General features: G+C 35.9%; 27 protein-coding genes. 5 read left to right on the top strand and 22 right to left on the bottom strand.

Features of this window, described 5'->3' with window-relative positions; genetic code table 11:
* The first annotated feature begins 7 nt into the window (after window positions 1-7).
* From I567_RS08940 to I567_RS08925, 4 genes are all read left to right on the top strand, one after another.
* Window positions 8-295 (top strand): acylphosphatase, encoded by a 288-nt coding sequence (locus I567_RS08940; RefSeq protein ID WP_016251899.1) that lies wholly within the window; start codon window positions 8-10, stop codon window positions 293-295.
* Between the two features lie 85 nt (window positions 296-380).
* Window positions 381-1,343, top strand: coding sequence for a membrane protein insertase YidC (yidC, locus tag I567_RS08935; RefSeq protein ID WP_016251898.1), 963 nt, complete (start codon window positions 381-383; stop codon window positions 1,341-1,343).
* 98 nt (window positions 1,344-1,441) lie between these two features.
* Window positions 1,442-2,389 carry an AEC family transporter gene (locus I567_RS08930; RefSeq protein ID WP_016251897.1) on the top strand — a complete coding sequence of 316 codons (948 nt, stop codon included), beginning with the start codon at window positions 1,442-1,444 and terminating at the stop codon, window positions 2,387-2,389.
* Between the two features lie 54 nt (window positions 2,390-2,443).
* Window positions 2,444-3,133 (top strand): metal-dependent hydrolase, encoded by a 690-nt coding sequence (locus I567_RS08925; protein WP_018345228.1) that lies wholly within the window; start codon window positions 2,444-2,446, stop codon window positions 3,131-3,133.
* Window positions 3,134-3,373: 240 nt separating this feature from the next.
* Here I567_RS08925 and glyS read toward each other — a convergent pair whose 3' ends face one another.
* From glyS to I567_RS08830, 19 genes are all read right to left on the bottom strand, one after another.
* Window positions 3,374-5,440 (bottom strand): glycine--tRNA ligase subunit beta, encoded by a 2,067-nt coding sequence (gene glyS / locus I567_RS08920; protein WP_016251895.1) that lies wholly within the window; start codon window positions 5,438-5,440, stop codon window positions 3,374-3,376.
* A gap of 4 nt (window positions 5,441-5,444) precedes the next feature.
* Window positions 5,445-6,353: a glycine--tRNA ligase subunit alpha gene (gene glyQ, locus I567_RS08915; RefSeq protein ID WP_016251894.1), complete on the bottom strand. Its 909-nt coding sequence runs from the start codon at window positions 6,351-6,353 to the stop codon at window positions 5,445-5,447.
* 793 nt (window positions 6,354-7,146) lie between these two features.
* Entirely contained in the window at window positions 7,147-7,785 is a 639-nt protein-coding gene (gene hisIE / locus I567_RS08910; RefSeq protein WP_174362043.1) for a bifunctional phosphoribosyl-AMP cyclohydrolase/phosphoribosyl-ATP diphosphatase HisIE, read from the bottom strand.
* A 12-nt stretch (window positions 7,786-7,797) separates the two neighbouring features.
* A complete protein-coding gene (hisF, locus tag I567_RS08905) occupies window positions 7,798-8,556 on the bottom strand; it encodes an imidazole glycerol phosphate synthase subunit HisF (RefSeq protein WP_016251892.1) in 759 nt (252 codons plus the stop codon).
* On the bottom strand, window positions 8,553-9,269 hold the full coding sequence (gene hisA, locus I567_RS08900) for a 1-(5-phosphoribosyl)-5-[(5-phosphoribosylamino)methylideneamino]imidazole-4-carboxamide isomerase (protein WP_016251891.1): 717 nt from the start codon (window positions 9,267-9,269) through the stop codon (window positions 8,553-8,555). The genes hisF and hisA overlap by 4 nt, the downstream gene beginning before the upstream one ends.
* Window positions 9,266-9,889 carry an imidazole glycerol phosphate synthase subunit HisH gene (hisH, locus tag I567_RS08895; RefSeq protein WP_016251890.1) on the bottom strand — a complete coding sequence of 208 codons (624 nt, stop codon included), beginning with the start codon at window positions 9,887-9,889 and terminating at the stop codon, window positions 9,266-9,268. Before hisH ends, hisA begins: the two co-directional genes overlap by 4 nt.
* A gap of 15 nt (window positions 9,890-9,904) precedes the next feature.
* Entirely contained in the window at window positions 9,905-10,498 is a 594-nt protein-coding gene (gene hisB / locus I567_RS08890) for an imidazoleglycerol-phosphate dehydratase HisB (protein WP_016251889.1), read from the bottom strand.
* Window positions 10,499-11,554, bottom strand: a complete 1,056-nt coding sequence (hisC, locus tag I567_RS08885) for a histidinol-phosphate transaminase (protein ID WP_016251888.1) — start codon at window positions 11,552-11,554, stop codon at window positions 10,499-10,501.
* Window position 11,555: 1 nt separating this feature from the next.
* Window positions 11,556-12,824, bottom strand: a complete 1,269-nt coding sequence (gene hisD / locus I567_RS08880; RefSeq protein ID WP_026209909.1) for a histidinol dehydrogenase — start codon at window positions 12,822-12,824, stop codon at window positions 11,556-11,558.
* Entirely contained in the window at window positions 12,824-14,362 is a 1,539-nt protein-coding gene (gene hisG, locus I567_RS08875) for an ATP phosphoribosyltransferase (RefSeq protein ID WP_016251886.1), read from the bottom strand. Before hisG ends, hisD begins: the two co-directional genes overlap by 1 nt.
* Before the next feature lie 128 nt (window positions 14,363-14,490).
* A complete protein-coding gene (gene recO, locus I567_RS08870) occupies window positions 14,491-15,288 on the bottom strand; it encodes a DNA repair protein RecO (protein ID WP_016251885.1) in 798 nt (265 codons plus the stop codon).
* A gap of 12 nt (window positions 15,289-15,300) precedes the next feature.
* Window positions 15,301-16,200: a GTPase Era gene (gene era, locus I567_RS08865; RefSeq protein ID WP_016251884.1), complete on the bottom strand. Its 900-nt coding sequence runs from the start codon at window positions 16,198-16,200 to the stop codon at window positions 15,301-15,303.
* A gap of 18 nt (window positions 16,201-16,218) precedes the next feature.
* A complete protein-coding gene (locus I567_RS08860) occupies window positions 16,219-16,629 on the bottom strand; it encodes a diacylglycerol kinase family protein (protein ID WP_016251883.1) in 411 nt (136 codons plus the stop codon).
* Window positions 16,613-17,092, bottom strand: a complete 480-nt coding sequence (ybeY, locus tag I567_RS08855; protein WP_016251882.1) for an rRNA maturation RNase YbeY — start codon at window positions 17,090-17,092, stop codon at window positions 16,613-16,615. Before ybeY ends, I567_RS08860 begins: the two co-directional genes overlap by 17 nt.
* Window positions 17,092-19,293 carry an HD family phosphohydrolase gene (locus I567_RS08850; protein ID WP_016251881.1) on the bottom strand — a complete coding sequence of 734 codons (2,202 nt, stop codon included), beginning with the start codon at window positions 19,291-19,293 and terminating at the stop codon, window positions 17,092-17,094. Before I567_RS08850 ends, ybeY begins: the two co-directional genes overlap by 1 nt.
* A gap of 29 nt (window positions 19,294-19,322) precedes the next feature.
* On the bottom strand, window positions 19,323-20,279 hold the full coding sequence (locus I567_RS08845; RefSeq protein WP_016251880.1) for a PhoH family protein: 957 nt from the start codon (window positions 20,277-20,279) through the stop codon (window positions 19,323-19,325).
* Between the two features lie 150 nt (window positions 20,280-20,429).
* Window positions 20,430-20,876, bottom strand: a complete 447-nt coding sequence (locus I567_RS08840) for a GatB/YqeY domain-containing protein (RefSeq protein ID WP_016251879.1) — start codon at window positions 20,874-20,876, stop codon at window positions 20,430-20,432.
* A gap of 29 nt (window positions 20,877-20,905) precedes the next feature.
* Window positions 20,906-21,082: a 30S ribosomal protein S21 gene (gene rpsU / locus I567_RS08835; protein WP_016251878.1), complete on the bottom strand. Its 177-nt coding sequence runs from the start codon at window positions 21,080-21,082 to the stop codon at window positions 20,906-20,908.
* Between the two features lie 143 nt (window positions 21,083-21,225).
* A complete protein-coding gene (locus I567_RS08830; protein ID WP_016251877.1) occupies window positions 21,226-21,684 on the bottom strand; it encodes a Fur family transcriptional regulator in 459 nt (152 codons plus the stop codon).
* A 152-nt stretch (window positions 21,685-21,836) separates the two neighbouring features.
* On the opposite strand from I567_RS08830, the gene I567_RS08825 reads away from it, so the two are divergent.
* The gene (locus I567_RS08825; RefSeq protein ID WP_016251876.1) at window positions 21,837-22,703 is read left to right on the top strand and encodes a pyruvate, water dikinase regulatory protein; all 867 of its coding nucleotides are present in this window, start codon (window positions 21,837-21,839) and stop codon (window positions 22,701-22,703) included.
* A 47-nt stretch (window positions 22,704-22,750) separates the two neighbouring features.
* Here the strand turns inward: I567_RS08825 and I567_RS08820 are convergent, their stop codons facing one another.
* The 3 genes from I567_RS08820 to thrC are packed head-to-tail and all read right to left on the bottom strand — an operon-like array spanning window position 22,751 to window position 25,664.
* On the bottom strand, window positions 22,751-23,683 hold the full coding sequence (locus I567_RS08820) for a homoserine O-succinyltransferase (RefSeq protein ID WP_016251875.1): 933 nt from the start codon (window positions 23,681-23,683) through the stop codon (window positions 22,751-22,753).
* Between the two features lie 50 nt (window positions 23,684-23,733).
* The gene (gene thrB, locus I567_RS08815) at window positions 23,734-24,603 is read right to left on the bottom strand and encodes a homoserine kinase (RefSeq protein ID WP_016251874.1); all 870 of its coding nucleotides are present in this window, start codon (window positions 24,601-24,603) and stop codon (window positions 23,734-23,736) included.
* A complete protein-coding gene (gene thrC / locus I567_RS08810; RefSeq protein WP_016251873.1) occupies window positions 24,600-25,664 on the bottom strand; it encodes a threonine synthase in 1,065 nt (354 codons plus the stop codon). The genes thrB and thrC overlap by 4 nt, the downstream gene beginning before the upstream one ends.
* Window positions 25,665-25,674: the final 10 nt, after the last annotated feature.

The following is a 25,674-nucleotide window of genomic DNA, read 5'->3' as shown; positions in this document are numbered from 1 at the left end:
TGATTCGATGTCACAAGCAGTCGTAAAATATCGGATGAATGTCGCTGGTGTGGTCCAAGGTGTCGGATTTCGCTATATGACTAAAATTTTAGCAGATGAATTAGGAATCAATGGCACCGTCAAAAATGAAATGGACGGCTCAGTAACCATTGAAGCAGTTGGCAATTATCAAGATATGTCGCTCTTCATTGAAAGAGTTAAAGCTTCTCCAGCACCGTATGGTAGAGTCGATAAATTTCAAATTGAAAAAGATACAACCATTCCAGATTATACAAAATTTAAAGTGACCTATTGAGTAATTTCTCACTTGTACAATTGAAATTCTAGTCTAAATTTAGTATAGTATTTCTTGTGTAAATTAAATGCAAAGGAAGAAACAAATGAAATTAAAAAAATACCTTTATAGTGCGAGTTTACTTTCACTCATCTTTTTCTTATCTGGTTGTGTGAAAATGGACAAACACGGAAACCCAGATCCTAATGGATGGATTTATCGCTTTTTAGTTGTCCCATTAGGTAACTGCATCCAATACATGGTTGATAATTGGCATTGGAACTATGGTTGGGCGATTATCTTTATTACAATTATTGTGCGATTGATTATTTTACCTTTAAATATTTATCAATCCCATAAAATGATGGTTCAATCTGAAAAAATGCAATTTTTGAAACCACAGCTTGATATTATCCAAGCAAAAATGAAAGAAGCAACCACAATTGAGCAACAACAAAAAGCCCAACGTGATATGCAACGAATTTATTCTGAAAATGGTACGAGCATGTTTGGAAGTTTTGGTGCAGGATGTTTACCAATTTTAATTCAAATGCCTATTTTCGCTGCCCTTTTCGCAACGGCTCGTTATACTCCGGGGATTTCAAGTGCAACATTCTATGGCATCAATCTTGGAAAAACAAGTTTTGCTTTAGTCATCATTACTGGTGCTTTATATCTTTTACAAAGTTATTTAAGCATGTTTAATATTCCAGAAGATCAAAAGAAACAAATGCAAATGATGATGTACATGTCCCCTATTATGATGATTTTCTTCTCTTTCAGTTCACCTGCTGGGGTCGCACTTTATTGGGCAGTTGGTGGGGTCGTTGCCTGCATTCAAACAGTCATTACCAATATCATTATGCGTCCAAGATTGAAAGCTAAAATTGCTGAAGAAATGAAATTGCATCCACCAAAAATTGTCGTTTCTAAAGATTATAGTTTAGGTGGCGAAAAGAAAACTTCCACAAAAACTGCTAGTACTTATCGCCCACCAGTGAAAAATCAATCACCTAAAGCGAATAAAAATGGTGGTCGCAATGCTGGTAAACAAAATCGTCGTAAATAAACATTTTAACTGTCAGTAAGTTTTTACTGGCAGTTTTTTATATCTATTGTTTTTCTTTCCACTCATCCGTGCTAAAATCATAACAAAGGAGGCTTTCGATGCTACAATCTTATCTTAATATCCTAGTGATTTTTGTCTTAATGTTTTTAGGCTATTTTTTCTCATATCGCCAATGGTTTAGCAATGAGACTGCTGACACCTTTTCTAAAATGGTTTTAAATCTAGGACTCCCTTGCAGTATGTTTTTAAATATTACCGCAAACTTTACCAAAGAAGAATTTCTAACCTTAATTTCAGGGACACTTATTCCCATTGTTTCGATGTTTTTAACTTTTTTTATTAGTAAAGCAATCATTCACCTATTCAAGTTACCCAAAAAACATCACGGTACTTTTTCAACCATGTTCACTTGCTCGAATACTATTTTTATTGGCTTGCCGATTAATTTAGCCATCTTTGGTGAAAAAGCTGTTCCCTATGTCTTGCTCTACTACATCGTCAATACCAGTTTTTTCTGGACAATTGGCGTTTTCGAAATTGCCAAGGATAGTGTGATTCGCAAACAAGCTACACTGTCCTTTCATCCACTCATTTTCCTAAAAAAACTATTTACTCCTGCTTTACTTGGTTTTATGATTGGGATTTTTTGGGTGTTTCTCAATTGGCCAGTTCCTAATAGCCTTCAAACATTGGGCAATCATTTAGGAAATTTAACTACCCCGCTTTCAATGTTAGCTATTGGTATCATGTTGTATTATCAAGGAATTGCTAACTTAAGGCTGACTAAAGAATCCTTATTCGTTTTGTTTGGACGTTTTATTCTTTCACCAATCATTGTTTATGTGCTAGCTCAGATTATCCCAGTGCCACATTTAATGATGCTAGTCTTTATGGTGCAATCAAGTATGCCCGTTCAAAACTCAGTACCTATTTTAGCTAGAAGTTATCATGCAGATGAAATTTTTGCGGCAACCACGATGAGTTTATCCGTTTTTGTCTATTTATTTTTCATTCCTGTACTCTTATTTATCATGCAATTTATTTAATTGAGATTTGCTAATGGTACTATTGAGGAATATAATAAAAGAAAACACTTTGAGGTGAAGAAAACGAAAATTGCACATTTAGGACATTCCACCATTTATTTAGAATTAGCAGATAACATCAAAATCATTATTGACCCCTATATTGATGCCAATCTTCCAGAAATGTGGCAAGCCAATCATTTAAAAGTTGATTATATTATTTTAACGCATGGTCATGGAGATCATGTTGCCGGTGTCTTTGATTTAATCAAACATCAACAACCGACAATTATTGCAGTCGCGGAAATCGCCAACTTCTTTGCTAAATTAGGGCAAAAAGTACACGGTATGAATATTGGCGGTGGTTTTGATTTTCCGTTTGGTCGTGTCACAATGACTCATGCGCTACATACTTCTAGTTTAGAATACGAGGGACAGGTCCATTATCTAGGTAACCCGGCTGGTATTATCATCGAAGCAGATGGAAAAACCTTCTATCATGCAGGTGATACCGCCGAATTCATGGAAATGGATTTATTAGGTGAAGATTATGAGATTGATTTTGCTTGCTTACCTATTGGCGATAATTACACAATGGGACCAAAACAAGCCGCAAGATGCGCCAAACGTATTCAAGCCAAAAAGGTCTTACCTATCCACTACAATACTTTCCCAGTGATTAAACAAGATCCCCAAAAATTTATTGATTTATTAACGGATGCTAAAGGAATTGTTTTACCATTTGGCAAAATTTATGAAATTTAATTAAAAATTAGCACCTATGGATATTCAGTATTATTACTCAAAGAAAGAGAAATACTGAACATCTTTTTTGAGTAAAACAGGAAGATAATTTTTTACAAGATAAAAATTTCAGTTATAAAAGAATTGAAAAATATAAAAATAGGAGAGAAAGCCTCAAAAACTTTCTCTCCTAAAAATATCTTTGTCAACAATCACTTTGACCAAGAACAAGAACCAGTGTTGGAATCTACAACTTGCTAATTATTTTGTGACTAAGACATCTAGTTTTGCCAATTTTTCAATGGATTGTGCTAATTGTTTTAATAAACTCAAACGATTATTGCGAAGTGCTTCATCTTCAGCCATAATCATAGTGTCTTCAAAGTACTTCACAATTACTGGTTCAAGTGCTACTAAAGCTTGATAATTTTCTTTCAAATCATCTGAAAGACTTGCCAAGGTTGTTTGCACTTGATTTGCAAATTCACGTTCAACATCACTTTCAAACAATGCTTCATCCACTTCCACAATGGTATCTGCTTTTTTCGCTAAGTTCACTACACGTGTCAAAGCCTCCATCGCTGGTTTAAAGCTTTCTGTTTGACTATGTTCTTGAAGCAATTGCGCAGTTAAATATTGAGCAGCTAAATCTTCTTGTGTTGCTTGTAAGGCTGCATCAATAATATCATAGCGAATTTCTGCTAAAGATAGATATTGTTTCATACGCGCAGCAAAGAAATCTAATACTTCAACATCAATATTATTTAAATCAAAGCCATATGTTGCAACCATTGGATTTAATAAAGCTTTCACCTCTGCTAAAAGACTTGCTAGCGGGAAGCTCATTTGGTTTTCTAAAACAATACGTACAATACCGTAAGCTTGACGACGTAATGCATATGGATCATTGGAACCACTTGGTACCATACCAGCCGCAAAGAAAGTCACGATAGAATCCAACTTATCGGCAATGGCTAATAAAGCACCAACTTGAGTTTCCGGAATTTCGCCAGTACTTGAAATTGGTAAATAATGTTCACGAATGGCTTGGCTGACAGCTTTATTTTCACCTTGTAATAAAGCATATTTTTCACCCATAATTCCTTGTAGTTCAGGAAATTCTCCAACCATATTGGTCACTAAATCAAACTTATAAATTTGACTCGCACGGGCTAAATCAGCCGTTTGTTGAGCATCTAAACCATATGTTTTCGCTAAAAGTTCACTAATTTTAGTTACACGTTGCATTTTTTCATAGATGCTACCTATTTTTTCATGGAACGCCACATTTTTTAGTTTATTGACACAGAAATCAATGGTTAATTTTTGGTCTTCCGCATAGAAGAATTCTGCATCTTCTAAACGGGCAGTTAATACTTTTTGATTTCCTTTGATCACATTTTCTAGATGTTCACTATTTCCATTACGAACGGAGATAAAGTGAGGTAATAATTCGCCAGCTTGATTCATCACATCAAAGTAGCGTTGATGCTCTTTCATTGATGTAATTAAGACTTCTTTTGGTACAGCTAAATATTTTTCATCAAAATCACCCACAAAAGCTGTTGGGTATTCGACAAGGTTGACTACTTCTTCTAATAATTCAGGATCAAGATTCACTTGATAATTATTTTCTTGAGCGATTTGTGCGATTTGTTCTTCAATCATTGCTTGACGTTGCACTTGATCAGCAATCACAAATTCAGCAGCCAATTTTTCTAGATATTCATCCGCATGATTAAAGGTTGTTTCATGACCTAAGAAACGATGACCGCGACTTTTACGACCCGTTTGAACATCTAAAATACTGAAATCAACCACTTCTTCACCAAACAAAGCGACTAACCAATGAATTGGGCGAATATATTCAAAATCATATTTATTCCAATGCATTGTTACTGGGAAAGTCAAACTTTGGATCACTTGTGGTAATTCTTTTAAGACTTCTGTGGTTGGTTTACCTGCAATATGTTTTTCGACATAAACATATTCTACACCTTTTAATTCTTTAAAGATAATATCGTCAGTCGTTAAGCCTTGTCCACGAACAAAACCTTGCGCTGCTTTGCTCCAGTTTCCTTCATTGTCTAAAGCAATTTTTTTCGCAGGTCCTTTTACTTCTTCATGAATATCGGCCTGTTTTTCTGCTAGTCCTTCTACAACTAAAGCCAAACGTCGAGGGGTAGAATAGGCTTTAATTGTTTGAAATTCTAGATGTTGTTCATTTAAAAACTTTTCACACTTTTCTTTTAATTGATTCATACTTGGCAAAACTACATGTGCCGGCATTTCTTCTAAACCAATTTCTAATAAAAAATTCTTAGCCATTCTCTTACTCCTCATCTAAATATTTTTGGGCTTCTTCACGTGATAATAATGGGAAACCTAATTTTTTACGTTCTTCCACAAAACGTTTCGCTACTTCTCTAGCCATATTACGAATACGTGCTAAATAGCCTGCACGTTCAGTTACTGATACCGCACCACGGGCATCTAGTAAGTTGAAATTATGTGAACATTTTAAAATATAATCATAAGCTGGATGTACTAAGTTTTCTTCAATACAGCGTTTGGCTTCAGCTTCAAAATGATTAAAGTTAGAAAGTAATAATTCTTGGTCACTTAATTCAAATGAGTATTTAGAATGTTCATATTCAGGATGACGGAAAATTTCGCCATATTTTACGCCATTGGTCCACTCTAAATCATAAACACTCTCAACTTCTTGAATGTATGAAGCAAGACGTTCCAAACCATAAGTAATTTCAGCAGTTACCGGATGACAAGCTAGTCCCCCTACTTGTTGGAAATATGTAAATTGCGTAATTTCCATACCGTCTAACCAAACTTCCCAACCAAGACCTGCACAGCCCATTGAAGGGTTTTCCCAGTTATCTTCCACAAAACGGATATCATGCGCTAATGGATCAATTCCTAATAGTTTCAAACTTTCAAGATATAGTTCTTGAATATTTTCAGGAGATGGTTTCATAACAACTTGGAATTGATGGTGTTGGTATAAACGGTTAGGGTTTTCCCCATATCGACCATCAGCAGGACGACGCGATGGTTCAACATATGCCGCATTCCATGGTTCTGGCCCGATTGCTCTTAAAAAGGTATAAGGGCTCATGGTTCCTGCTCCTTTTTCTGTGTCATAGGCTTGCATTAACATACAGCCATTGTCTGACCAGAATTTTTGCAAGGTTAAAATCATTTCTTGTACAGTTAATTTTGACATGCAAATGCTCCTTTACTTTACATTTAGTAGACTATGGGTTTTTGATAAATTCGGATGTTAGACCATCAAGTGAAATCGCCAAACACAGAATTTTCCTGACATTCCGGACAACCTTAGCTTTCTCGGTATCAATCAACTAAATACTCGGAAAATTCACCCTTCTGCTTAAGAAAATCTCCTTTCATCCGATTTTCTCAGCGTGAGGTAAACACACGAATTTCTTCATGTCTGAGCGAGCTGCTTCACATCCTTGGTAATCTGTGTTCGGCGACTAGCTACTTCGGCGTATAAGCCACCCCGTCTGGGAAAGTCTTTACTTCTCGGACTTTCCCGACGTGTTGGACAAACTTATCCGCTCGTAGCTGATCGAGTCGCCTCACATCCTTGGTAATCTGTGTTCAGCGGGTAGCTCCTGTGCATCTAAGCCGGCCTGTCTAGGAAAATCTTAAAACATAATGGATTTTCCTGCCATCCCGGAAACCTTAGCTGCTTGGAGCTGACCAACCCGCTTCACATCCTTGATGCAAAAAGTCCCCATAGTCACCTTTGTTTTTGGTAACTATAGGGACGAAAAATTTTATTTCGCGGTTCCACCCTACTTCCGAATAGATTCGGCAGCTTCATTTGAATAAATTTATGCTCCCAATCGCCGCAAATAAAAATATATATCTGGCTTGCACCTTCCCAGACTCGCTATCATAGGGATTTTTATTCTTTAATTGTTCATCGCATGTATTAAATTTATCTACAGTTTACTCGTTTTTCTTTTAGTTTGTCAATAGTTTTCGAAAATTTACTGCATGGTTTCTTGCTTCACCTTATGATCGACAATATGACGTTTGGCTAATTCTTTTTGGACATCTTGGAGGGAAATTTTTTGATTAATCATTAAAACTAATAAATGATAAGTTAAATCAGCTAATTCAAAAGTAGTTTCCGCTTTGTCTTCTTTCATCGCCCCAATGATGACTTCTGTACTCTCCTCGCCCACTTTTTTCAAAATTTTCTCTAAGCCTTTTTCGAATAAATAGGAAGTATAGCTCCCTTCTTTTGGTTCTGTTTGGCGTGTGGCAATTAATTTGGCTAATTCATCCAAACTAAATTCCACTGCTTCATCTTTACAATAGAGATAATCGTTAAAACAACTGTCGGTATCTAAATGACAAGCAGGACCATCTTTGCTGACAATCGCAACGAGGCTATCACGATCACAATCTGCCTTTAAATTTACAAGGTGTTGATAATTCCCACTAGTTTCGCCTTTTTTCCAAAGTTCTTGACGACTACGGGAATAATACGTCATGAAACCTGTTTTTAATGTAAGTGCAAGGCTTTCTTGATTCATATAAGCAACGGTTAAGACTTTTTTACTATCTACGTCTTGAACTACAACTGGAATTAATCCTTTTTCATCAAATTTTAAATCTGCAATTTCTAACAATGGTTACACCTCTCTCACTGGAATTTGTGCTTGTTGTAAAGCTTGTTTAAGATCAAGTATTTTGACTTCACCATAATGGAAAATCGAAGCAGCTAATCCAGCTTCAATCTTAGGTAATTGGAAAAGTTCAACAAAATCTGCTACTTTTCCAGCCCCGCCTGATGCAACAATCGGGACATCTACTAAGTCGCTAATCGCTTTTAGCAGTGGTATATCAAAACCTTGCTTGACACCATCTGTATCCATACTATTCACGACGATTTCACCACAGCCCAACTGTACGCCTTGCACAATCCAAGCTAAAGCGTCTAAGCCGGTATCTTCTCTACCACCTTTTGCAAATACATGCCACTGATTAGCTACTTTTTTGATATCAACAGACAGCACCACACATTGATTGCCATATTTTTGAGCAGCATCACGAATAAGCTGAGGATTTTTTAAAGCTCCTGAATTCACACTTACTTTATCCGCCCCACAACGTAATACCCGCTCAAAATCATCTAAGCTATTTATCCCACCACCAACCGTTAATGGAATAAATACATTTTCAGCGACTTTTTCCAGGATATCCGTAAATAATTCTCTTTCTTCACTAGAGGCAGTGATATCATAAAAGACTAGTTCATCGGCACCTTGCTCATTATAAAATTTGGCAAGTGTCACGGGATCATTGACATCCTTTAAAGAAGCAAACTGAACACCTTTCACGACACGACCATGTTTGACATCCAAACAAGGAATGATACGTTTTGAAATCATGCCTCAGCCTCCTTTAAAATATCACTTAATTTCAACGATTGATCATAGAGTGCTTTACCAACAATCACCCCATGCATACCAATTTCTTTTAAAGCTACGATATCTTCAATACTTGCCACACCACCAGAAGCTACAAATACTACGCCTGGAATTGTTAATAATTTCTGATAAAGTGGTATATTCAATCCTTGACCAGTTCCATCGCGCGAGATTTCAGTAAAAATAATGGTTTTTGCCTGCCAATTGGCTAACTGCTGGCAAAATTCAAAAGCATCTGTTTCAGTTGTTTCAAGCCAACCCTCAACAGCCACTTTTCCCTCTTTTGCATCGACACCAATGGCAATTTTCTCTTGATACTTTGCTAACATTTTTTGGGTGAAGGCTGGATCTTTTTGGGCGATTGTGCCTAAAATGACCCGTTTGACACCTGCAGCAAGGCAAGCTTCTATTGTCTTTTCATCGCGAATCCCACCGCCTAGTTCAACAAAAAGATTCGTATTAGCTGCTATTTTTTGAGCAACATTAAAATGTCTGGATTGCCCATCCTTTGCCCCATCTAAATCAACTAAGTGTAAGTATTTGGCTCCTTGCTTTTCAAAATCTTGCGCAAACTTCAATGGGTCCTCACCAAAAATCGTTTGTTGCTCATAATCTCCTTGATATAAACGCACCACTTTTTCATTCAATACATCAATTGCTGGATATACTTTCATGCCTTCACCTCCGCAAATGCTTTTAAAATCGCCAAACCGACATCTCCACTTTTTTCTGGATGGAATTGGGCACCGTAAATATTTTTATTTTGTACCATACCCGTCACTTCAATCCCATATTCACTCGTTGCCAAAATATATTCTTTAGGACAATCTGCATAAAAACTATGCACATAATAGACTTGATCTTTGGGTTTCAAGTTAGCCGTTAATGGACTGTTTTTTTGAATATCAAGTGCATTCCAACCAATATGTGGAACTTTTAAATCAATATTTTGTTCATTTAGAGCATCTTTTAAGGAGACGACTTTACCTGGAATAAGCCCTAAACCTGGATGTACCCCGAATTCATGACTTTCTTCAAATAATAGCTGCATCCCTAAACAGATTCCTAAAAGAGGCATCCCTTGTTGCGCTAATTCACAAACAACATTTGTTAATGCTACTTCTTCTAATTGCTTTTTCGCATCAGCAAAAGCACCGACACCAGGTAATAAAATTTGTTGACAGGCTGCTAATTGACTAGCTTCTTTCGTAATGAGGCTTTTAACACCTAAATAATCTAAAGAACGCTGAATACTAAAAAGATTGCCCACACCATAATCAATAATACCAATCAAAGTTCATTCTCCTTTTTATAAAATAGTCCCTTTTGTCGATGGAATTTCATCTGCTGTTTCAGGATTGATTGCTACAGCTTGTGATAATGCACGCCCGAAGCCTTTAAAACAAGCTTCAACAATATGGTGACTATTTTTGCCTGCCAATTGATGGAAATGAATACTTGCGCCAAGCTCTCTAGCAAACACAATGAAAAATTCTTCCACAAGTTCTGTATCAAATTGACTACCGATTTTTTCACTTGGAATATCCAAATTGACAACGGCCATTCCTCTGCCACTAATATCTATGGCACAAACGACTAATGCTTCATCCATCGGTAAAATCATCTGGCCATAACGATAAATCCCTTTACGATCAGCCAAACTTTCTGAAAAAGCCCGACCTAGACAAATGGCCACATCTTCAACCGTGTGATGACTATCTACTTGTACATCTCCATCGCAAGTTAATTCCAAGTCAAATCTGCCATGACGAGTAAATAACTCTAACATATGATCTAAAAAGCCTACTTTAGTCGTAATTTGATGTTGGCCCGTACCATCTAGATTCAACACTAAATGAATTTTTGTTTCGGACGTACAACGTGTAATCTCAGCTGTTCTCATTTAGTTCACCCTTTCCAAAAGTGCTGTAGTGACATTTAAAAACTTATGCATCTCTTCATCTGTACCAATCGAAACCCGACAAAAATCGCGAATACGCTCTTGATCAAACCAACGAATCAGAATATTTTTTTCCTTTAATTGTTGATAAAAGTCTTGTCCTGCTAACTTAGGATGGCGCACAAAGATAAAATTCGTATGACTAGGCAACACTTCAAATCCTAAATCTGTTAATTGTTGAGAGATCCAAGTTCTAGTCGCAATCACTTTTTGAACACATTCATCGACATACGCTTGATTGGCTAAACTGGCCTTTCCACAAGCAATCGTCATGCTGTTGACATTGTATGGATTAGTACTAAATTTTAAGCGATTGAGTTCATTGATTCGTTGTGCATTGGACACCGCAAACCCCAAACGTGCCCCAGCCATATGGCGTGATTTTGAAAATGTGCCAACAACCACGACATTTTCATACTTGACCGCTTCTTTAATAATCGATTCATTGGCAAAGTCTCCATAAGCCTCATCTACAATAAATAAACGCTCAGGATGCTTTTGAATAAAATCTAATAATTCTTCTTTAGGGGTGACTAAACCAGTTGGTGCATTTGGATTTGCCAATATGATGGTTCCTTTTGTTTGATTAAAATCAGCTAAATTCAAAGTAAAATCTTTTTGCAAAGGAATCGTTTCACCTTTACACTGATAATATTGACGATAAACTTCATAAAAACCATAAGTTAAATCAGCAAAATTGATACCTTCTTCAGCAAATCCTTGGAATAATAAAGAAAGCACTTCATCACTTCCATTGCCGACAAAAACTTCCTCAGGTTTCACACCAAAATGAGCAGCTAAGGGTTCAATAACTTCACGAGCTGTGGGATCACTATAACGAGAAAGAGTTGCCGCCACTTTGGTTGCCGCCTCAATCACGTTTGCTGGTGTAGGATAAGGATTTTCATTAGTATTTAATTTTATAACTTCTGGATTGTTTAATTGCTCTCCTGGGGTATAAGGCTTAATATTTTGAAATTTTGAATGTAAAAAACGCATCTTATTCCTCCCTTACTTCAGCTGAATGCGCATGGCCATGTAACCCTTCAGCTTGGGCAAAAATTTGCACTTGTTGATTAAATTCAGCAAAATGCTCTTTAGAAAAATACAGATAACTACTGCGTTTAACAAAATCATCGACACTTAATGCAGAGTAAAAACGAGCGGTTCCTTCTGTAGGCAAAGTATGATTTGGTCCAGCTAAATAATCTCCTAAAACTTCTGGTGTATAGTGTCCTAAAAAGATACTGCCTGCATTTTGAATGGACCCTAAATAATCAAAAGGATGATCCACTGCAATTTCTAGATGTTCCGGTGCGATTGTATTAGCAATTTGACAAGCCTCTTGTAAATCTTGAGCTAGGATTAATTTGCCATTATTTTCTAATGATTTTTGGGCAATTTCTTTTCTTGGTAGTTTTTCTAATTGTTGGATCACTTCTTGTTTGACCTGCTCAAGTAATTTTTCATCATCCGTTATCAACACGGCTTGCGCTAAAGCATCATGCTCAGCCTGGGCTAATAAATCAGCGGCTAGCCATTTAGGATTGGCGCTTTGATCAGCAATAATCAAGACATCACTAGGACCGGCAATCATATCTATATCTACTTGACCGTATACTAAACGTTTAGCTGTTGCCACATAAATATTTCCGGGTCCAACAATCTTGTCTACCCGTGGAATAGTCTGTGTTCCGTAAGCTAATGCCGCTATCCCGTGAGCCCCACCTACTTTAAAGATTTGATCAACACCTGCTATATCAGCCGCAACTAATACCGATGGATTAACCTTTCCTTCTTTATTTGGTGGCGTAATTAAGACAATTTCTTTTACACCTGCCACTTTTGCCGGTGCCACATCCATTAAAACGGTACTTGGATAACTAGCAGTCCCCCCTGGAACATAAACACCGACTTTAGCTAGGGGTAAAATACGTTGTCCCATGACTTCTCCATTATTGGTGGAAACAAAGCCTTCCCGTTTTTGCTTTCGATGGAAGTCTAAAATACGTTGCCATGCTAACTTCATGACAGACAATAACTCATCAGAAACCTCTTGATAAGCTGCCGATAACTCCTCTTGACTGACTTTTAAATGCTTTAAATGGGCTTGATCAAATCTAGCCGTATATTCAAAAAGTGCCTCATCTTTTCTAGCTTGCACATTTTGAATAATCTCAAGTACACTTTGCGTGACGTCTAAACTTTCGCCGTATTTTCGTGATAAAATTTGTGATAAATCATTTTTATTTGTTGCATATTCTTTCATCATAGTTGTTGTGCCACCTTTTTTATTATTTCATTCATTTGTGCCTGTTTGAAACGATAAGCTGCTTGATTGGTAACGAGTCTAGCTGATGAGTGAGCAATGACCTTCAATACTTCTAAATGATTTTCCTTTAAGGTACGCCCTGTCTCGACAATATCCACGATGACATCGCTTAAACCAAGTAATGGTGCAACTTCAATTGACCCGTGCAAGGAAATTAGTTCTACAGCCTGCCCAATTGAAGCAAAGTAATCGCGTGTTTGATTCGCATACTTAGTAGCAACTTTTAATGGTCGATTAAAATCTTGCTGAAAATCTTTAAAACCAGCGATTGCTAACACACATTTTCCAAAATTTAAATCTAGTAGCTCTAGTACATCCGGTTGACTTTCCATCAATACATCTTTGCCTACAACCCCGATATCAGCCACACCATGCTCCACATAAATGGCCACATCACTAGGTTTCACTAAATAAAATTGTAATTTGTGTTCTTCATCCGTAAAAATGAGTTGACGATTATCTTTCAAAGTATCTTTTGCACATAAATCTGATTTTTCAAATATTTCAATCACTTTTTGGGCCATTCGTCCTTTGGGTAGTGCTATTTTAAGATATTCATTTTCAATTGGTAAACTTGCTGTCTGGCGTTCAGATAAAAAGGCTTTATCTAAGTAGATGGCAAATCCCATACCTGATTGATTCATTCCTTGATTTTTTAATAATTGGTCATATCGTCCCCCTAAAAGAACCGGCTTGGCAACATCTTTTAAATATCCTGTAAACATCAATCCACTATAATAAGTTTCTGAGCTCGCTATAGATAAATCAACAAAACAATTATGTAAATCAAAATAGGATAAATATTCCTGTAATTTCACCAATGCTTTTTGGCTAGCAGTGGTTTGGAAAAGTTGATGCATTTTGTCAAAGTCAGCAGTTGTTGCGAATAGTAAGTCTTTTAATAATTGCCAACGTTGCTCCGATAATTTTTCTACACATCGATAGCTTTCAAGTTCATGTACTGATTTTTGGTTGATTGCTTGAATGACTGCAGTTCTCTTTTCTTCAGCAAACCATGAAAGTAACTCATCGACCAATGCTTGATGAGATAAATGTAGCCGGTTGGTCCCTAAAATATTTAAACTTTCCAAAGCTAATTCAAGGATTTCTCGTTCATCTGTGTGTGTTAAACGACCTATATGTTCAATACCTAATTGATGAATACGCACATATTCTTCATTATGAAAATCATGGCGATAAACATCTTCATCGTAAAACACTTTTTTCTCTTCTGTACTTCCAGTATTCTTTATGATAGAAAGAGTGATATCTGGTTTTAATGCCATTACTTGACCTTTAGCACCTACAAAGGTAATCACCGATTGAGGCGTTGCAAATTCACGACTTTTAGCATATAAATCATAACTTTCAAAGGCGCTCAAACGATAATTCTGGAAATGATGTCGACTAAAAAGCGCCTTTAATTGAATAGATTTTTGTTCTTCCATTGATAAAAAATCAACATACTCTTCCATCCTTTCCCTCCTATCTTTCATTAAAATTTGAATATGATTATTAAAGTAATATTAAACTTAAATGAATAAATAGTCAATGATTTTCATTTATATTGAAAATCTAAAAAAAAAACTCAGCAACAAAGTCGTCATTCATTTGACTCTGTTGCTGAGTTAGTTTCTGGTTTGATTAAAATATCTTGCCAATTTTTCATCTGATCAATAAATTTTTTACTTTTTAAATGAATACCCACATATTCATCGTATAAAAAATCAATAAATTGTCGTAATCGCTGTTTTGTTTCAGGCTTTAAATCAAGTTGATTAATTTGCTCATAACGGATTTGCGAAAAAATTCTTACAAGTTGCATCATTTTGTAATCAGTTGGATAATGACGCGCATCCAAATATTGATGTTTTTCGCATAAGATGCCATGGTACTTGCTCGAATAAACATACTTTCCATGACTTTCTCCACAAATCGCACAATGTTGCCAATCAAACAATACCCCAAAACGTTGTAAAATTTGGATTTCAAAAATATTTGTAATGATTTCGGCATCATAGCCTTGATCAATAAATAATAGCGACTGGGTTAAAAAATGATAAAGATTCGGGTCGTACACACGATCTTCTATAGCTGCATCAGCTAAATTTAATAAATAAGTCGCATAACCAGCCAAAAAGATATCTTGTTGAATATTTAAAAACGGTTGAATATCTTTAGCACTGTTCAAAAATGAAAGATCTTCACTATTAAAGGTTCCAATATAAACTGCCTGAGTAAAAGGTTGAACAGCTGCCTTTAAAGGTTGGTTTTTGCGTTGGATTCCTTTAGCATAAAACATCTGCTTACCTGCTGATTCAGTGAAAATTTTAACCAACATATCATTTTCACGATGATTTTTTGTAAAGAGAATCAGCCCTTTTGACTCTGCTAAGGCCATTACTTCACCCTCTTAATAATCTTCTTTTCGATAGCCAAAATCAGTTAAATAAACTTGCTTGTCACGCCAATCTTTCTGCACTTTAACCCATAATTCAAGGTAGACTTTATCTCCAAGCAGTTTTTCAATATCTTTTCTAGCTTGTGTGCCAATTTTCTTCAACATGGAGCCACCTTTACCGATAATAATACCTTTTTGACTGTCGCGCTCAATAATAATCGTTGCTTGAATTTGTACTTTTTCATCAGGTTTACGCTTCATAGAGTCAATAACCACTGCTACTGAATGCGGAACTTCATCACGAGTAAGTTGTAATATTTTTTCACGAATTAATTCAGATACAACAAAGTATTCTGGATGGTCGGTAATTTGATCTTCCGGAAAATATTGTGGTCCTGATGGCATGCTCTTTTCTAATTCTGACATTAAAGTTTCAAAATTATTTCCTTGCGTTGCTGAAATTGGAATAATTTGTGCAAAATCCATTTGCGCCTTAAAATCATCAATTTGTTCTAATAAATCATTAGGATGAATTTTATCAATTTTATTAATGACCAAATAAACTGGAACACTTAATTTCTTCAGGCGTTCAATAATCATATCATCGCCTTTTCCTCGCTTTTGGTCAGCAGCAACCATGAATAACACCACTTCGACCTCATGTAAGGCACTATAAGCAGCTTCAACCATATAATCACCAAGACGATGTTTAGGTTTATGAATTCCTGGTGTGTCAATAAATACAATTTGTGTCGTATCTGTTGTGTATACTCCTTGAATTTTATTTCTTGTTGTTTGGGCTTTATCACTCATAATAGCAATTTTTTGACCAACAATGCGATTCAATAAGGTAGACTTTCCTACATTTGGTCGACCAACAATCGCCACAAAGCCAGATTTTTCGATTGTCATACTAACTTCCTTTCTTCATTAATGAAATATCAAATCATAAAATTTTGGCCCAAAGATTAATAATCCAACAATTAATGCAAAAATTGATTGCACTAAAACTAGGCCCGCACCCATATCCTTTACCTTTTTACCTAAAGGATGAAAATGGTAATTAGTTATCATATCAACTAAATTTTCTAAAGAGGTATTCACCAGTTCCATTACAATCACTAGTGTGGCACTCAATAAAATCCAAATCCATTCAATGACACTCAAACGCATGACAACGCCTAACATACAAACAGCCACTAAAGCAAAACAGTGAAACCGGAAATTACGTTCATCTTTAAAAGCAGTTTTTAAACCTGTAATTGCAAAATCAAGGGAATAGATAAAATGCTTATTTTTAGAAATATTTTTTTCTTTTCTTTCTTTATCTTTTAAGTCCATAGGCAGTCAATATATCCTCTTGTAAAGTAAACATTTCTTTTTCATCTTCTGGAGTCATATGATCATAACCATTGAGATGTAAGAAACCATGCACCGCTAAAAACCCTAATTCACGATCAAAACTATGTCCATATTCTTGCGCTTGCTCTTTTGCTCGCTCGACAGAAATCATGATATCACCAATGTTTCTAGGTAAATCAAAGGCTTCATCTTCATCAAAAATGATAGCTAATTCGCCTTCTCCTTCATCTTCTAAAGCGAAACTAATCACATCTGTAGCTTGATCTTTATTTCGATAATCACGATTGATTTCTCTAATTTCTGCATTATTCATGAAGGTTACCGACATCTCTGTATCAGGGCTTAATTTCAAATAATCTCCTGCGAAGTCTAATAAATCAGCAATTTCATTTAATTTTTCCTCTGTTAATAAATGTTGTTCATCAATAAAGGTAATCTCCATTAATTCTCTCTTCTTTCTTGTTCTTCTTTCATGCTTTTGGCTTCAGATTCCATCTTAGGATATTTAATTCTTGAGTGGAACGTACTACATAAACCATTAACAATAGATTTTTCGATAATGGCTAATTCATTTAATGTCACACCTGATTCGTTCAATTGACCATCTAAAATTCGTGATTCAATTAATTGATGAACAAATTTTTGAATCTTTTCATTACTTGGATGATCCATCGCACGGACAGCCGCCTCACAACTATCGGCAATACTTACAACGGCAGCCTCCTTAGTCTGAGGTTTAGGCCCAGGATAACGATAATCACTTTCCTTTGTTTGAGGATCACGTTCTTTGGCTTTCACATAGAAAAACTTCATCAAGGTAGTCCCATGGTGTTGGTTACAAATGTCAATAACCATTTGTGGCATATGATATTGCTCTAATATTTTAGCACCATCGATGACATGGCCAAAAATAATTTGCTTACTGTCTTCAGGGAGTAAGAAATTATGGGGATTTTCTGCACCATGTGGTAAATTTTCAACAAAAAAGTTCGCATGTTTTAACTTACCAATATCATGATAGTAACAAGCAACTCGCGTAAGCAAACTACGACCATTAATCGCAGCCACAGCATTAGCACTCAAATTAGCTACCATCATACTGTGATGATACGTACCGGGTGCTTCTTCTAGGAGTTGTTTTAATAATGGATGATTTGGATTACTTAGCTCATTTAGTACAATCATACTATCATCAGAGACTAACAGTTCAATATAAGGGAATAAGCCGACCATTAATAAGAGTGAAATGACATTTCCAATAAAGCCACAAATAAGTGTTAAATAGGTTTTCGTATCAGAAAAGCTCATTCCTTGCATGATAACAACAATCACATTCATAAAGAACGGAAAGCCTAAAGCTAAAAGCATCGCCTGTAGTCTTTGGTTATATAGATTATGTCGTTTCATCAGCGTACCCATTAAACCAGCAAATAGATAAGCAATCACAATAATGGTTACTACACTTGTCCCAATCGCATCATAGAAAATGAAATTCACTAATATGACTTGGAATAAAGCTGCGACAATAGCTAGACGTCGTTCAAGCAATACATTGACAGCAAATGGGGTAAACATCGCTGGATAAAGGAGTGATAAATAGGATATCGACTCATCTTGAATTACTTGAATCGTCTTCATAACAACAATTGAAACAAACATCATTAAAAGATAAAAAACAATTTTGATAATACGACGTTTTAAATCTTTTTCCTGACGAGTAATGCTATATAACACAATAAGCTGTAAAACAATAGCCAAAATTAAGGCAACCATCGGGAAGATTGATCCACGTTGATTGGTTAAACCTAATAATTTTAGTTTTTCCATTGCAGCGGCATCGATTTGTGAACCTTCACGTACAATAATTTCCCCTTGATAAATCATCACGGGTTGCACATCATCACGCGCTTTTTGTCGTAATTGTTCTGTTTTTTTCTCATTTAAAAAAGAGTTAGGCACAATTGCTTTAGATAAAATGGTCTTCACTAAATTTTTGGAAGTTTCAGTTGTTTTCAGTTCATTCACTTGCTGATTTAATTCTTTTAAAATTGCCGTTACATCTGCTTCTTTAATTTGCTTCTTAAATTCTTGATCAATATATTTTAAACTTAGAGACTGTATTTCATTTAGCTCCTCGCTTGAAATGGAGAATAGCTCTTTATAAAATGTATCGTCAAAATTTTGATAAAAGGTCAAACTATCAGCATCCAATGATTCAAAATGCTTTTTCAAATCGACTATTTCATCAGTAACCGAGATACTTGGCGCAACATCATCTGCTTTTTGATTATCTAAAGCCTCTTGATATTTTTCTTGCGCATTTTTTTCAACTTTTTTTACCAATTCAAACAAACGATTCACATATTGATATTGTTGTTTGGCAATATCTTCTTGAAATGTATATTCAGGGGTAACTGCTTCAGCCGCAATTTGTCTACGTTTTTTTGTTGCCTCTGTATTCTCAATGGTTTTATTGGCGCGAATGCTTTCTTCTACTACTTGCCCTTCATAATAATGGATACTCTTTGTCCTCACACTTGTAAAAATCACTAAAAAAGAGCAGATGAAGAATAGTAAGAATAGAAGTGGTAAAAAGAACTTCCCAATTTTTTGATAGACTTTCCAAAACGGTTCAACTAGCATGGCCTCACCTCCATAGATAAAGAATTGACTTATTTTTGCTCATATGCCTTAATGATCTTGGCAACAATTGGATGACGAACCACATCGCTTGCATCAAAATATACAAATTGAATCTGCTCAATTTCCGCAAGAGTCTTTTGTGCATGTAATAATCCACTTGTAACACCACGTGGTAAATCAATTTGTGAAGTATCACCATTTATAATCATTTTTGAATGAAAACCTAAACGTGTTAAAAACATCTTCATTTGTGAAATAGTCGTATTTTGTGCTTCATCTAAAATGACAAAAGCATCATCTAATGTTCGACCACGCATATAGGCTAATGGCGCGATTTCAATCACGCCACGTTCAATTAAGCGAGTAGTATGTTCAATGCCAAATATTTGGTGTAAAGCATCATAAACTGGACGCAGATAAGGATCCACTTTTTCTTTTAAGTCTCCAGGTAAAAAGCCTAAACTTTCTCCAGCTTCTACCGCAGGACGGGTTAAGATAATTCTTTGTACTTCACCTTTTTTTAGCGCTAGCACGGCCAAAACAACTGCCAGAAACGTCTTTCCCGTACCAGCCGGACCAATACCAAAAACAACATCATGATTTTTCACAGCCTCTACATAATGATGTTGGCCACGATTTTTCACCCGAACAACTTGACCTTTACGTGTTTTAATCAATTCTTGTTCATATAGTTGAATAAATTCATCAAGATTCCCTCTTCTAAGCATATTCAACGCTGTCACAACATCTGGGGTATGAATCGGTAAACCACGGCGGATTAATTCAACCAAAGAATCAATCACTAACTTTGCTTCATCAACAGCTAATTCTTCCCCTTCAATTTGTAACATTTCACCACGGGTACGTATAATAACAGGGAGTTGTTCCTCAATTAATTGCATATGCTTGTCATGTGTACCATAAAGTAAACCCAAGTCAATTTGGTCATCAAAATTCAAATCTAGTGTTTTTTTGTACTCTGCCAAACAAACTCCTCCTATCCAATTCATGATTATCCATAATTATAGCATACAATAAAAAAAATTTCGATAATCCCCCATTGGACTCCCTATCCCAAAAATGTAAATAAAATAAAAAACAGCTAGATTATCTCTAGCTGTCAATGACATTGAGTATTACTTATTCAGCAATTCTTTAACAATTGCATTCACTTGATTACCGTCTGCTTTTCCCTTAACTAAAGGCATCACAGCACCCATAACCTTACCAAACTCTTTTGCAGAAGTTGCCTGAACTTTTTCAATTGCTTCTGAAACAATTTTGCGAATTTCTTCTTCTGTTAATTGTTTTGGTAAATATTTTTCAACAATTGCAATCTCAACTTTAACTTTTTCAACTAAATCTTCACGGCCTGCTTGTACAAATTCAGAAAGAGCATCACGTCGTTGTTTCATTTCACGAGACAACACAGTAAGTTCTTCATCTGCATTTAATTCATGCCCAGCCTTGATTTGTTCATTTTGAATCGATGCTTTCAACATGCGAATCACTTGCAAAGCTTCTTTATCTTTTGCTTTCATCGCCGTCTTCATGTCATCGTTCAAAGTACTTAGTAGTGACACACTACCAGCTCCATTTCTTTACCACTAGATTAGTATTTTTTACGTTTTCTAGCAGCTTCAGATTTTTTCTTGCGTCGAACACTTGGTTTTTCATAGAATTCACGTTTACGAGATTCTTGCAAAGTACCAGCTTTAGACACGGAACGTTTGAAGCGACGAAGAGCATCGTCAAGAGATTCATTTTTGCGAACCACTGTTTTTGACATGTAAATCCCTCCCTCCGAGCTTAAAAAGTAACCGTTTTTGTTATCGAAATTTACTTTCTTAAAAAAACATTGTCCTTTTGGAATTATAGCTAAGTTCCAAACCAATGTCAAGTGAATTTAGAAAGATTCAATCACTTTTACAACTATTTTTCAGCCTCAGGTAAGCGGATTTTGCTACACTCTTCGCACATGCCATATATTTCAAAACGATGTCCTTCAATTTTACAACCAGCTAGTTGCTCTTCAAAGAAATCCATCGGACACATTTTCAATTCTTTTGTTTTACCACAATATTTGCAGATAAAATGATGATGGTGATGGTCGGCCCCCATTAATGAACAATGTAATCTAAACTTCATTTCAGCATTAAAATCAGTTTCTTCAAAAATTCCCAATTCCGAAAAATCATGTAAATTACGATAAACGGTATCATAACTCAAACCTGGGAATAATTCATTCATATATTCATGTACTTCGCGAGCAGAAACATAGCGATTTTTATCTGCTAAAAAGCGAATTAATGACTCTCGCTTTTTCGTGTATTTTAAACCATTTTCCTTTGTAACTGCTAATGCTTTTTGAACCACATCTTGATTTTGCATTTTTATCCTCCAAATTTCTAATCAACTTATTATAGCATACTCTTTCAAGTATTTCGACGAACAAATATTATGAATACTTTCTTACAAAATACTGACTTTCCGACTATAAAATATGATATAATTTAGAAAAATATGCGAAAAGAGGTTAACATATGAGCGAAAACAATAAAAATATTACCATCTTCGTCATTTCTGATTCAGCCGGTGAAACCGCTTCAAAATTAGCGCAAGCAACTATGGCACAATACCCAACCGTTGATTTTGAATTAATTCGTCGTACTTTCATACAAAATCAAGAGGCTTTAAATTTAGCCTTAAACGATGCGAAGTCACTAAATGCTATGGTTATCTACACCATCATTAATCCGGATTTAGTACAATTAACGCAGGATTTTTGTGAAGAGAACCAACTGTACAGTATGAATGTACTGACACCACCAGTTGAAGAAGTGGCTAAACGAACAGGGGTTAAACCTACCGGAGAACCTGGTGCCCTTCATCATTTAAATAAAAATTACTTTAAACGTATTAAAGCAATGGAATTTGCTGTTAAATATGATGATGGTAAAGATCCAAAAGGTTTCCTAAAAGCCGATATCGTTTTGCTAGGGGTATCAAGAACTTCAAAAACCCCACTTTCACTTTTCTTAGCAAATAAAAACTTAAAAGTTGCGAACCTACCACTCGTTCCGCATGCACAAATTCCAGAACAGCTATGGCAAGTTGATTCAAAGAAAATTGTTGGATTAACAAATGATCCGGCTGTATTAAATGGTATTCGCAAAGAAAGAATGCGCGCATATGGGCTTGATCCAGATACTGCTTATTCAGATATCAACAAAATCAAAGAAGAATTAGAATTTGCAAATAAACTATATGAAAAATTAGGTTGTATCGTCATCAATGTTGCAACATTATCTATTGAAGAAACTGCCTCAATGATACTAAATGAACTTAATCTGGAAGACCATAGTTACTTTATTACTGACAGTGATTCACAAGGTAATCAATATATGTAACTTAAAAGAGCCTCAAAGCTGATGAAATCTGAGGCTCTTTTTCTTCTTTATTTTCTTCTCTGTGCTAAAACATTTGGTATCTCTGAAAGTTCAAAAGGTGTCATTTGATACACGTCATTCATCCAATTATGGTAAAGTAAATAGGCATTCCCTCGCCAACAATTATAGATGCGATTCTCAACTTGATCATTTTTAAAATAGTTCACTGGTAGTGCCGTATCTAACCCTTTTTCTTGATCACGCAAATATTCTTCTTTTAATGATTCCGTATCATATTCAAAATGGCCCAGTAAAAAAATATCATGATCATCTTGAGAAATTAATATGGTTGCACCAATTTCTTCATCCGCCGCTACAATGCAAAGTTGTTTCTCATCAATCTGTGCTTCATTAATTCCGGTATAACGTGATTGCGGGCCATAAAATATGTCATCAAAACCACGAAATAAGCGATGATTTAACAATAATTCTTGAGGATATATACCAAAAAGCTTTTTGTCATATAAGGTTTTTTCTACCCCATAATGATAATATAATCCCGCCTGTGCCCCCCAGCATATATGTATGACAGAAGTTACATGATCTTTACTCCATTCCATGATTTGCGTCAATTCATTCCAATAGTCTACCTCTTCAAAAGGCATTTTTTCAACTGGCGTACCGGTGATAATCATCCCATCATAACAAGAATCTTCAATTTCTGGAAATGACAAATAATACTTATCTAAATGGTTAGGACTCACATTTTTCGACTCATGAGTAGCCATCTTTAAAAAGTCTAAATCAATTTGTAACGGACTTTGACTGATTAATCGTAAAAATTGTAACTCAGTTTTTATTTTATTAGGCATTAAATTTAATAATAATAGTTTTAGTGGCCGAATATCTTGGTGAGTCGCTCTTTGATATTCTATTGCAAAGATATCCTCTTTGGCCAATTGCTCAGCCGCTGGAAATCCTTTGGTTAACTTAATCGGCATTTTGCTCCCCCTTAAAAAACGGACTAACCAAATTGATTAGTCCGTTAAGATTAGTACACTTGAACACCTTCACGATCAATAGATAATAATTCCACTTGCGCATTGGTGTCCATTGATTGTAAATGTGTCATAATACGACTACTATTTTCCTGTGGTGTTAGAACTAATACTGTAGGTCCCGCACCACTTAAGAAACAACCATAGGCATTTTCTTCCAGACATATTTGACGAATTGTAGATAGATGAGGCACTAATTTTTCCCGATAATGTTCATGGAATAAATCACGTCCCATCAATTCTCCAGCTAAATCAAGATTACCATTAATAATCGCACCAATCATCACATTGCTAATAGCACTTGCCTTTACAGCGTTTTTAAATGAAAAAGTTTCAGGTAAAACACTGCGCGATTGTTTTGTCGCTAACTCGCTTTCTGGAATATAGGCAATAATATCACATTCCGGGAAATAATGTTTGACTGACAAAACTTGTTCTTTTTGCTCATCGTAACAAGCAACCACAAAATCGCCATAAATAGCCGGAGCCACATTATCCGGATGTCCTTCTATTTTGGTTGCGATATTTAATTTTTCTTCTTCAGATAAGTTCAAATTTGCTAGACGATTAGCCAATTCAATTCCTGCGATAATGACCGAAGAACTGCTACCTAATCCACGGGTTAAAGGAATATCAGATATCATCTTTAACTTATGAGGAACGAGGTAAGGTGCAATACTTAAGGCTGTTTGAATCAATAAATTACTTTCATCACTTGGAATTTCAGGACCTAAATGATGGACAATTTCCCACTTATCTTGAGGTTTTATCACTTCGATGACTAAATATTTAGCAAGTGCAATCCCGCAAGAGTCAAAACCTGGCCCTAGATTTGCTGATGTGGCTGGCACCTGAATTTTCATAGTTTTTCCACCCCAGCACGCATATGAAGACGCATTTCCTCTACATCTGCCATCTTATGAATATCAGCATGTACTTCATGAATTGCTGTATCTGGGTCTTTTAAGCCGTTTCCAGTAAAGATAGTCACTACAGTTTCACCAGGTTTTATTTTACCTGCTTTTACATGTTTAATCACACCAGCTAATGATGCTGCTGAGCCTGGTTCTACAAATACACCATCCATCGCAGCAACTTTTCTATAAGCATTTAGAATTTCTTCATCAGTGACTTCATCAATATAGCCATTCGATTCATCACGTGCCGCTGTAGCAAGATGCCAACTTGCTGGATTACCAATTCGAATCGCAGTTGCAATTGTTTCAGGGTTTTCAATCACTTGATCTCGAACGATTGCTGCTGCTCCTTGTGCTTCAAAGCCATGCATTCTTGGTAGTGAAGTGCCTTTAACTTCATGCCATTCTTTAAATCCTTTCCAATAAGCAGAAATATTTCCTGCATTTCCCACTGGAATAGCTAAGACATCTGGTGCAAAGCCCAACTGTTCACAAATTTCAAAAGCCGCTGTTTTTTGACCTTCTAAGCGATATGGGTTGACCGAGTTGACTAAAGCCACTTTTTCAGTTTTAGCAATGTCACGAACAGCCTTCAATGCTTCGTCAAAGTTACCTGGAATGGAAATGATATCTGCACCATATGCAATAGCTTGAGCAAGTTTACCCATCGCAATCTTACCATTAGGAATCACCACATACACTTTGATACCTGCACGTGTACCATATGCAGCCGCTGCAGCACTCGTATTACCAGTTGAAGCACAAACAATCGCTTTAGCTCCTTCTTCAACAGCTTTCGCTACTGCCATTACCATACCACGGTCTTTAAAGGAACCGGTTGGATTTAGACCTTCATATTTTCCATATAGTGTAATTCCTAATTCTTTAGATAAATTTTGAAGGGGAATTAATGGTGTGTTTCCTTCACATAAAGAAATCATTGGCGTTTTGTCAGTGATTGGTAAATATTCCTTATATCGTTTTAGTAATCCTTCATAGCGATTCATTCTTATTTTC

Source organism: Enterococcus cecorum DSM 20682 = ATCC 43198, assembly GCF_000407565.1.
In the GTDB taxonomy this organism is placed as follows: Bacteria; Bacillota; Bacilli; order Lactobacillales; family Enterococcaceae; genus Enterococcus_E; species Enterococcus_E cecorum.
Note: the sequence above shows the minus strand (reverse complement) of the source record. Positions and strands in the feature narration are given on the sequence as shown.

Coding starts and splice junctions, on each gene's coding strand:
- glyQ (WP_016251894.1), bottom strand. CDS start 6,353: ATGTCAAAATTAACTGTACAAGAAATGATTTTAACCTTGCAAAAATTC.
- I567_RS08930 (WP_016251897.1), top strand. CDS start 1,442: ATGCTACAATCTTATCTTAATATCCTAGTGATTTTTGTCTTAATGTTT.
- I567_RS08825 (WP_016251876.1), top strand. CDS start 21,837: ATGAGCGAAAACAATAAAAATATTACCATCTTCGTCATTTCTGATTCA.
- yidC (WP_016251898.1), top strand. CDS start 381: ATGAAATTAAAAAAATACCTTTATAGTGCGAGTTTACTTTCACTCATC.
- ybeY (WP_016251882.1), bottom strand. CDS start 17,092: ATGGAGATTACCTTTATTGATGAACAACATTTATTAACAGAGGAAAAA.
- I567_RS08830 (WP_016251877.1), bottom strand. CDS start 21,684: ATGCAAAATCAAGATGTGGTTCAAAAAGCATTAGCAGTTACAAAGGAA.
- I567_RS08860 (WP_016251883.1), bottom strand. CDS start 16,629: ATGGACTTAAAAGATAAAGAAAGAAAAGAAAAAAATATTTCTAAAAAT.
- recO (WP_016251885.1), bottom strand. CDS start 15,288: ATGGCCTTAGCAGAGTCAAAAGGGCTGATTCTCTTTACAAAAAATCAT.
- I567_RS08820 (WP_016251875.1), bottom strand. CDS start 23,683: ATGCCGATTAAGTTAACCAAAGGATTTCCAGCGGCTGAGCAATTGGCC.
- hisD (WP_026209909.1), bottom strand. CDS start 12,824: ATGAAAGAATATGCAACAAATAAAAATGATTTATCACAAATTTTATCA.
- rpsU (WP_016251878.1), bottom strand. CDS start 21,082: ATGTCAAAAACAGTGGTTCGCAAAAATGAATCTCTTGACGATGCTCTT.
- era (WP_016251884.1), bottom strand. CDS start 16,200: ATGACAATCGAAAAATCTGGCTTTGTGGCGATTGTTGGTCGACCAAAT.
- hisF (WP_016251892.1), bottom strand. CDS start 8,556: ATGATTTCAAAACGTATCATTCCTTGTTTGGATGTCAAACATGGTCGT.
- I567_RS08940 (WP_016251899.1), top strand. CDS start 8: ATGTCACAAGCAGTCGTAAAATATCGGATGAATGTCGCTGGTGTGGTC.
- thrC (WP_016251873.1), bottom strand. CDS start 25,664: ATGAATCGCTATGAAGGATTACTAAAACGATATAAGGAATATTTACCA.
- hisA (WP_016251891.1), bottom strand. CDS start 9,269: ATGAAAGTATATCCAGCAATTGATGTATTGAATGAAAAAGTGGTGCGT.
- glyS (WP_016251895.1), bottom strand. CDS start 5,440: ATGGCTAAGAATTTTTTATTAGAAATTGGTTTAGAAGAAATGCCGGCA.
- hisB (WP_016251889.1), bottom strand. CDS start 10,498: ATGAGAACAGCTGAGATTACACGTTGTACGTCCGAAACAAAAATTCAT.
- hisG (WP_016251886.1), bottom strand. CDS start 14,362: ATGGAAGAGTATGTTGATTTTTTATCAATGGAAGAACAAAAATCTATT.
- hisC (WP_016251888.1), bottom strand. CDS start 11,554: ATGCGTTTTTTACATTCAAAATTTCAAAATATTAAGCCTTATACCCCA.
- I567_RS08850 (WP_016251881.1), bottom strand. CDS start 19,293: ATGCTAGTTGAACCGTTTTGGAAAGTCTATCAAAAAATTGGGAAGTTC.
- thrB (WP_016251874.1), bottom strand. CDS start 24,603: ATGAAAATTCAGGTGCCAGCCACATCAGCAAATCTAGGGCCAGGTTTT.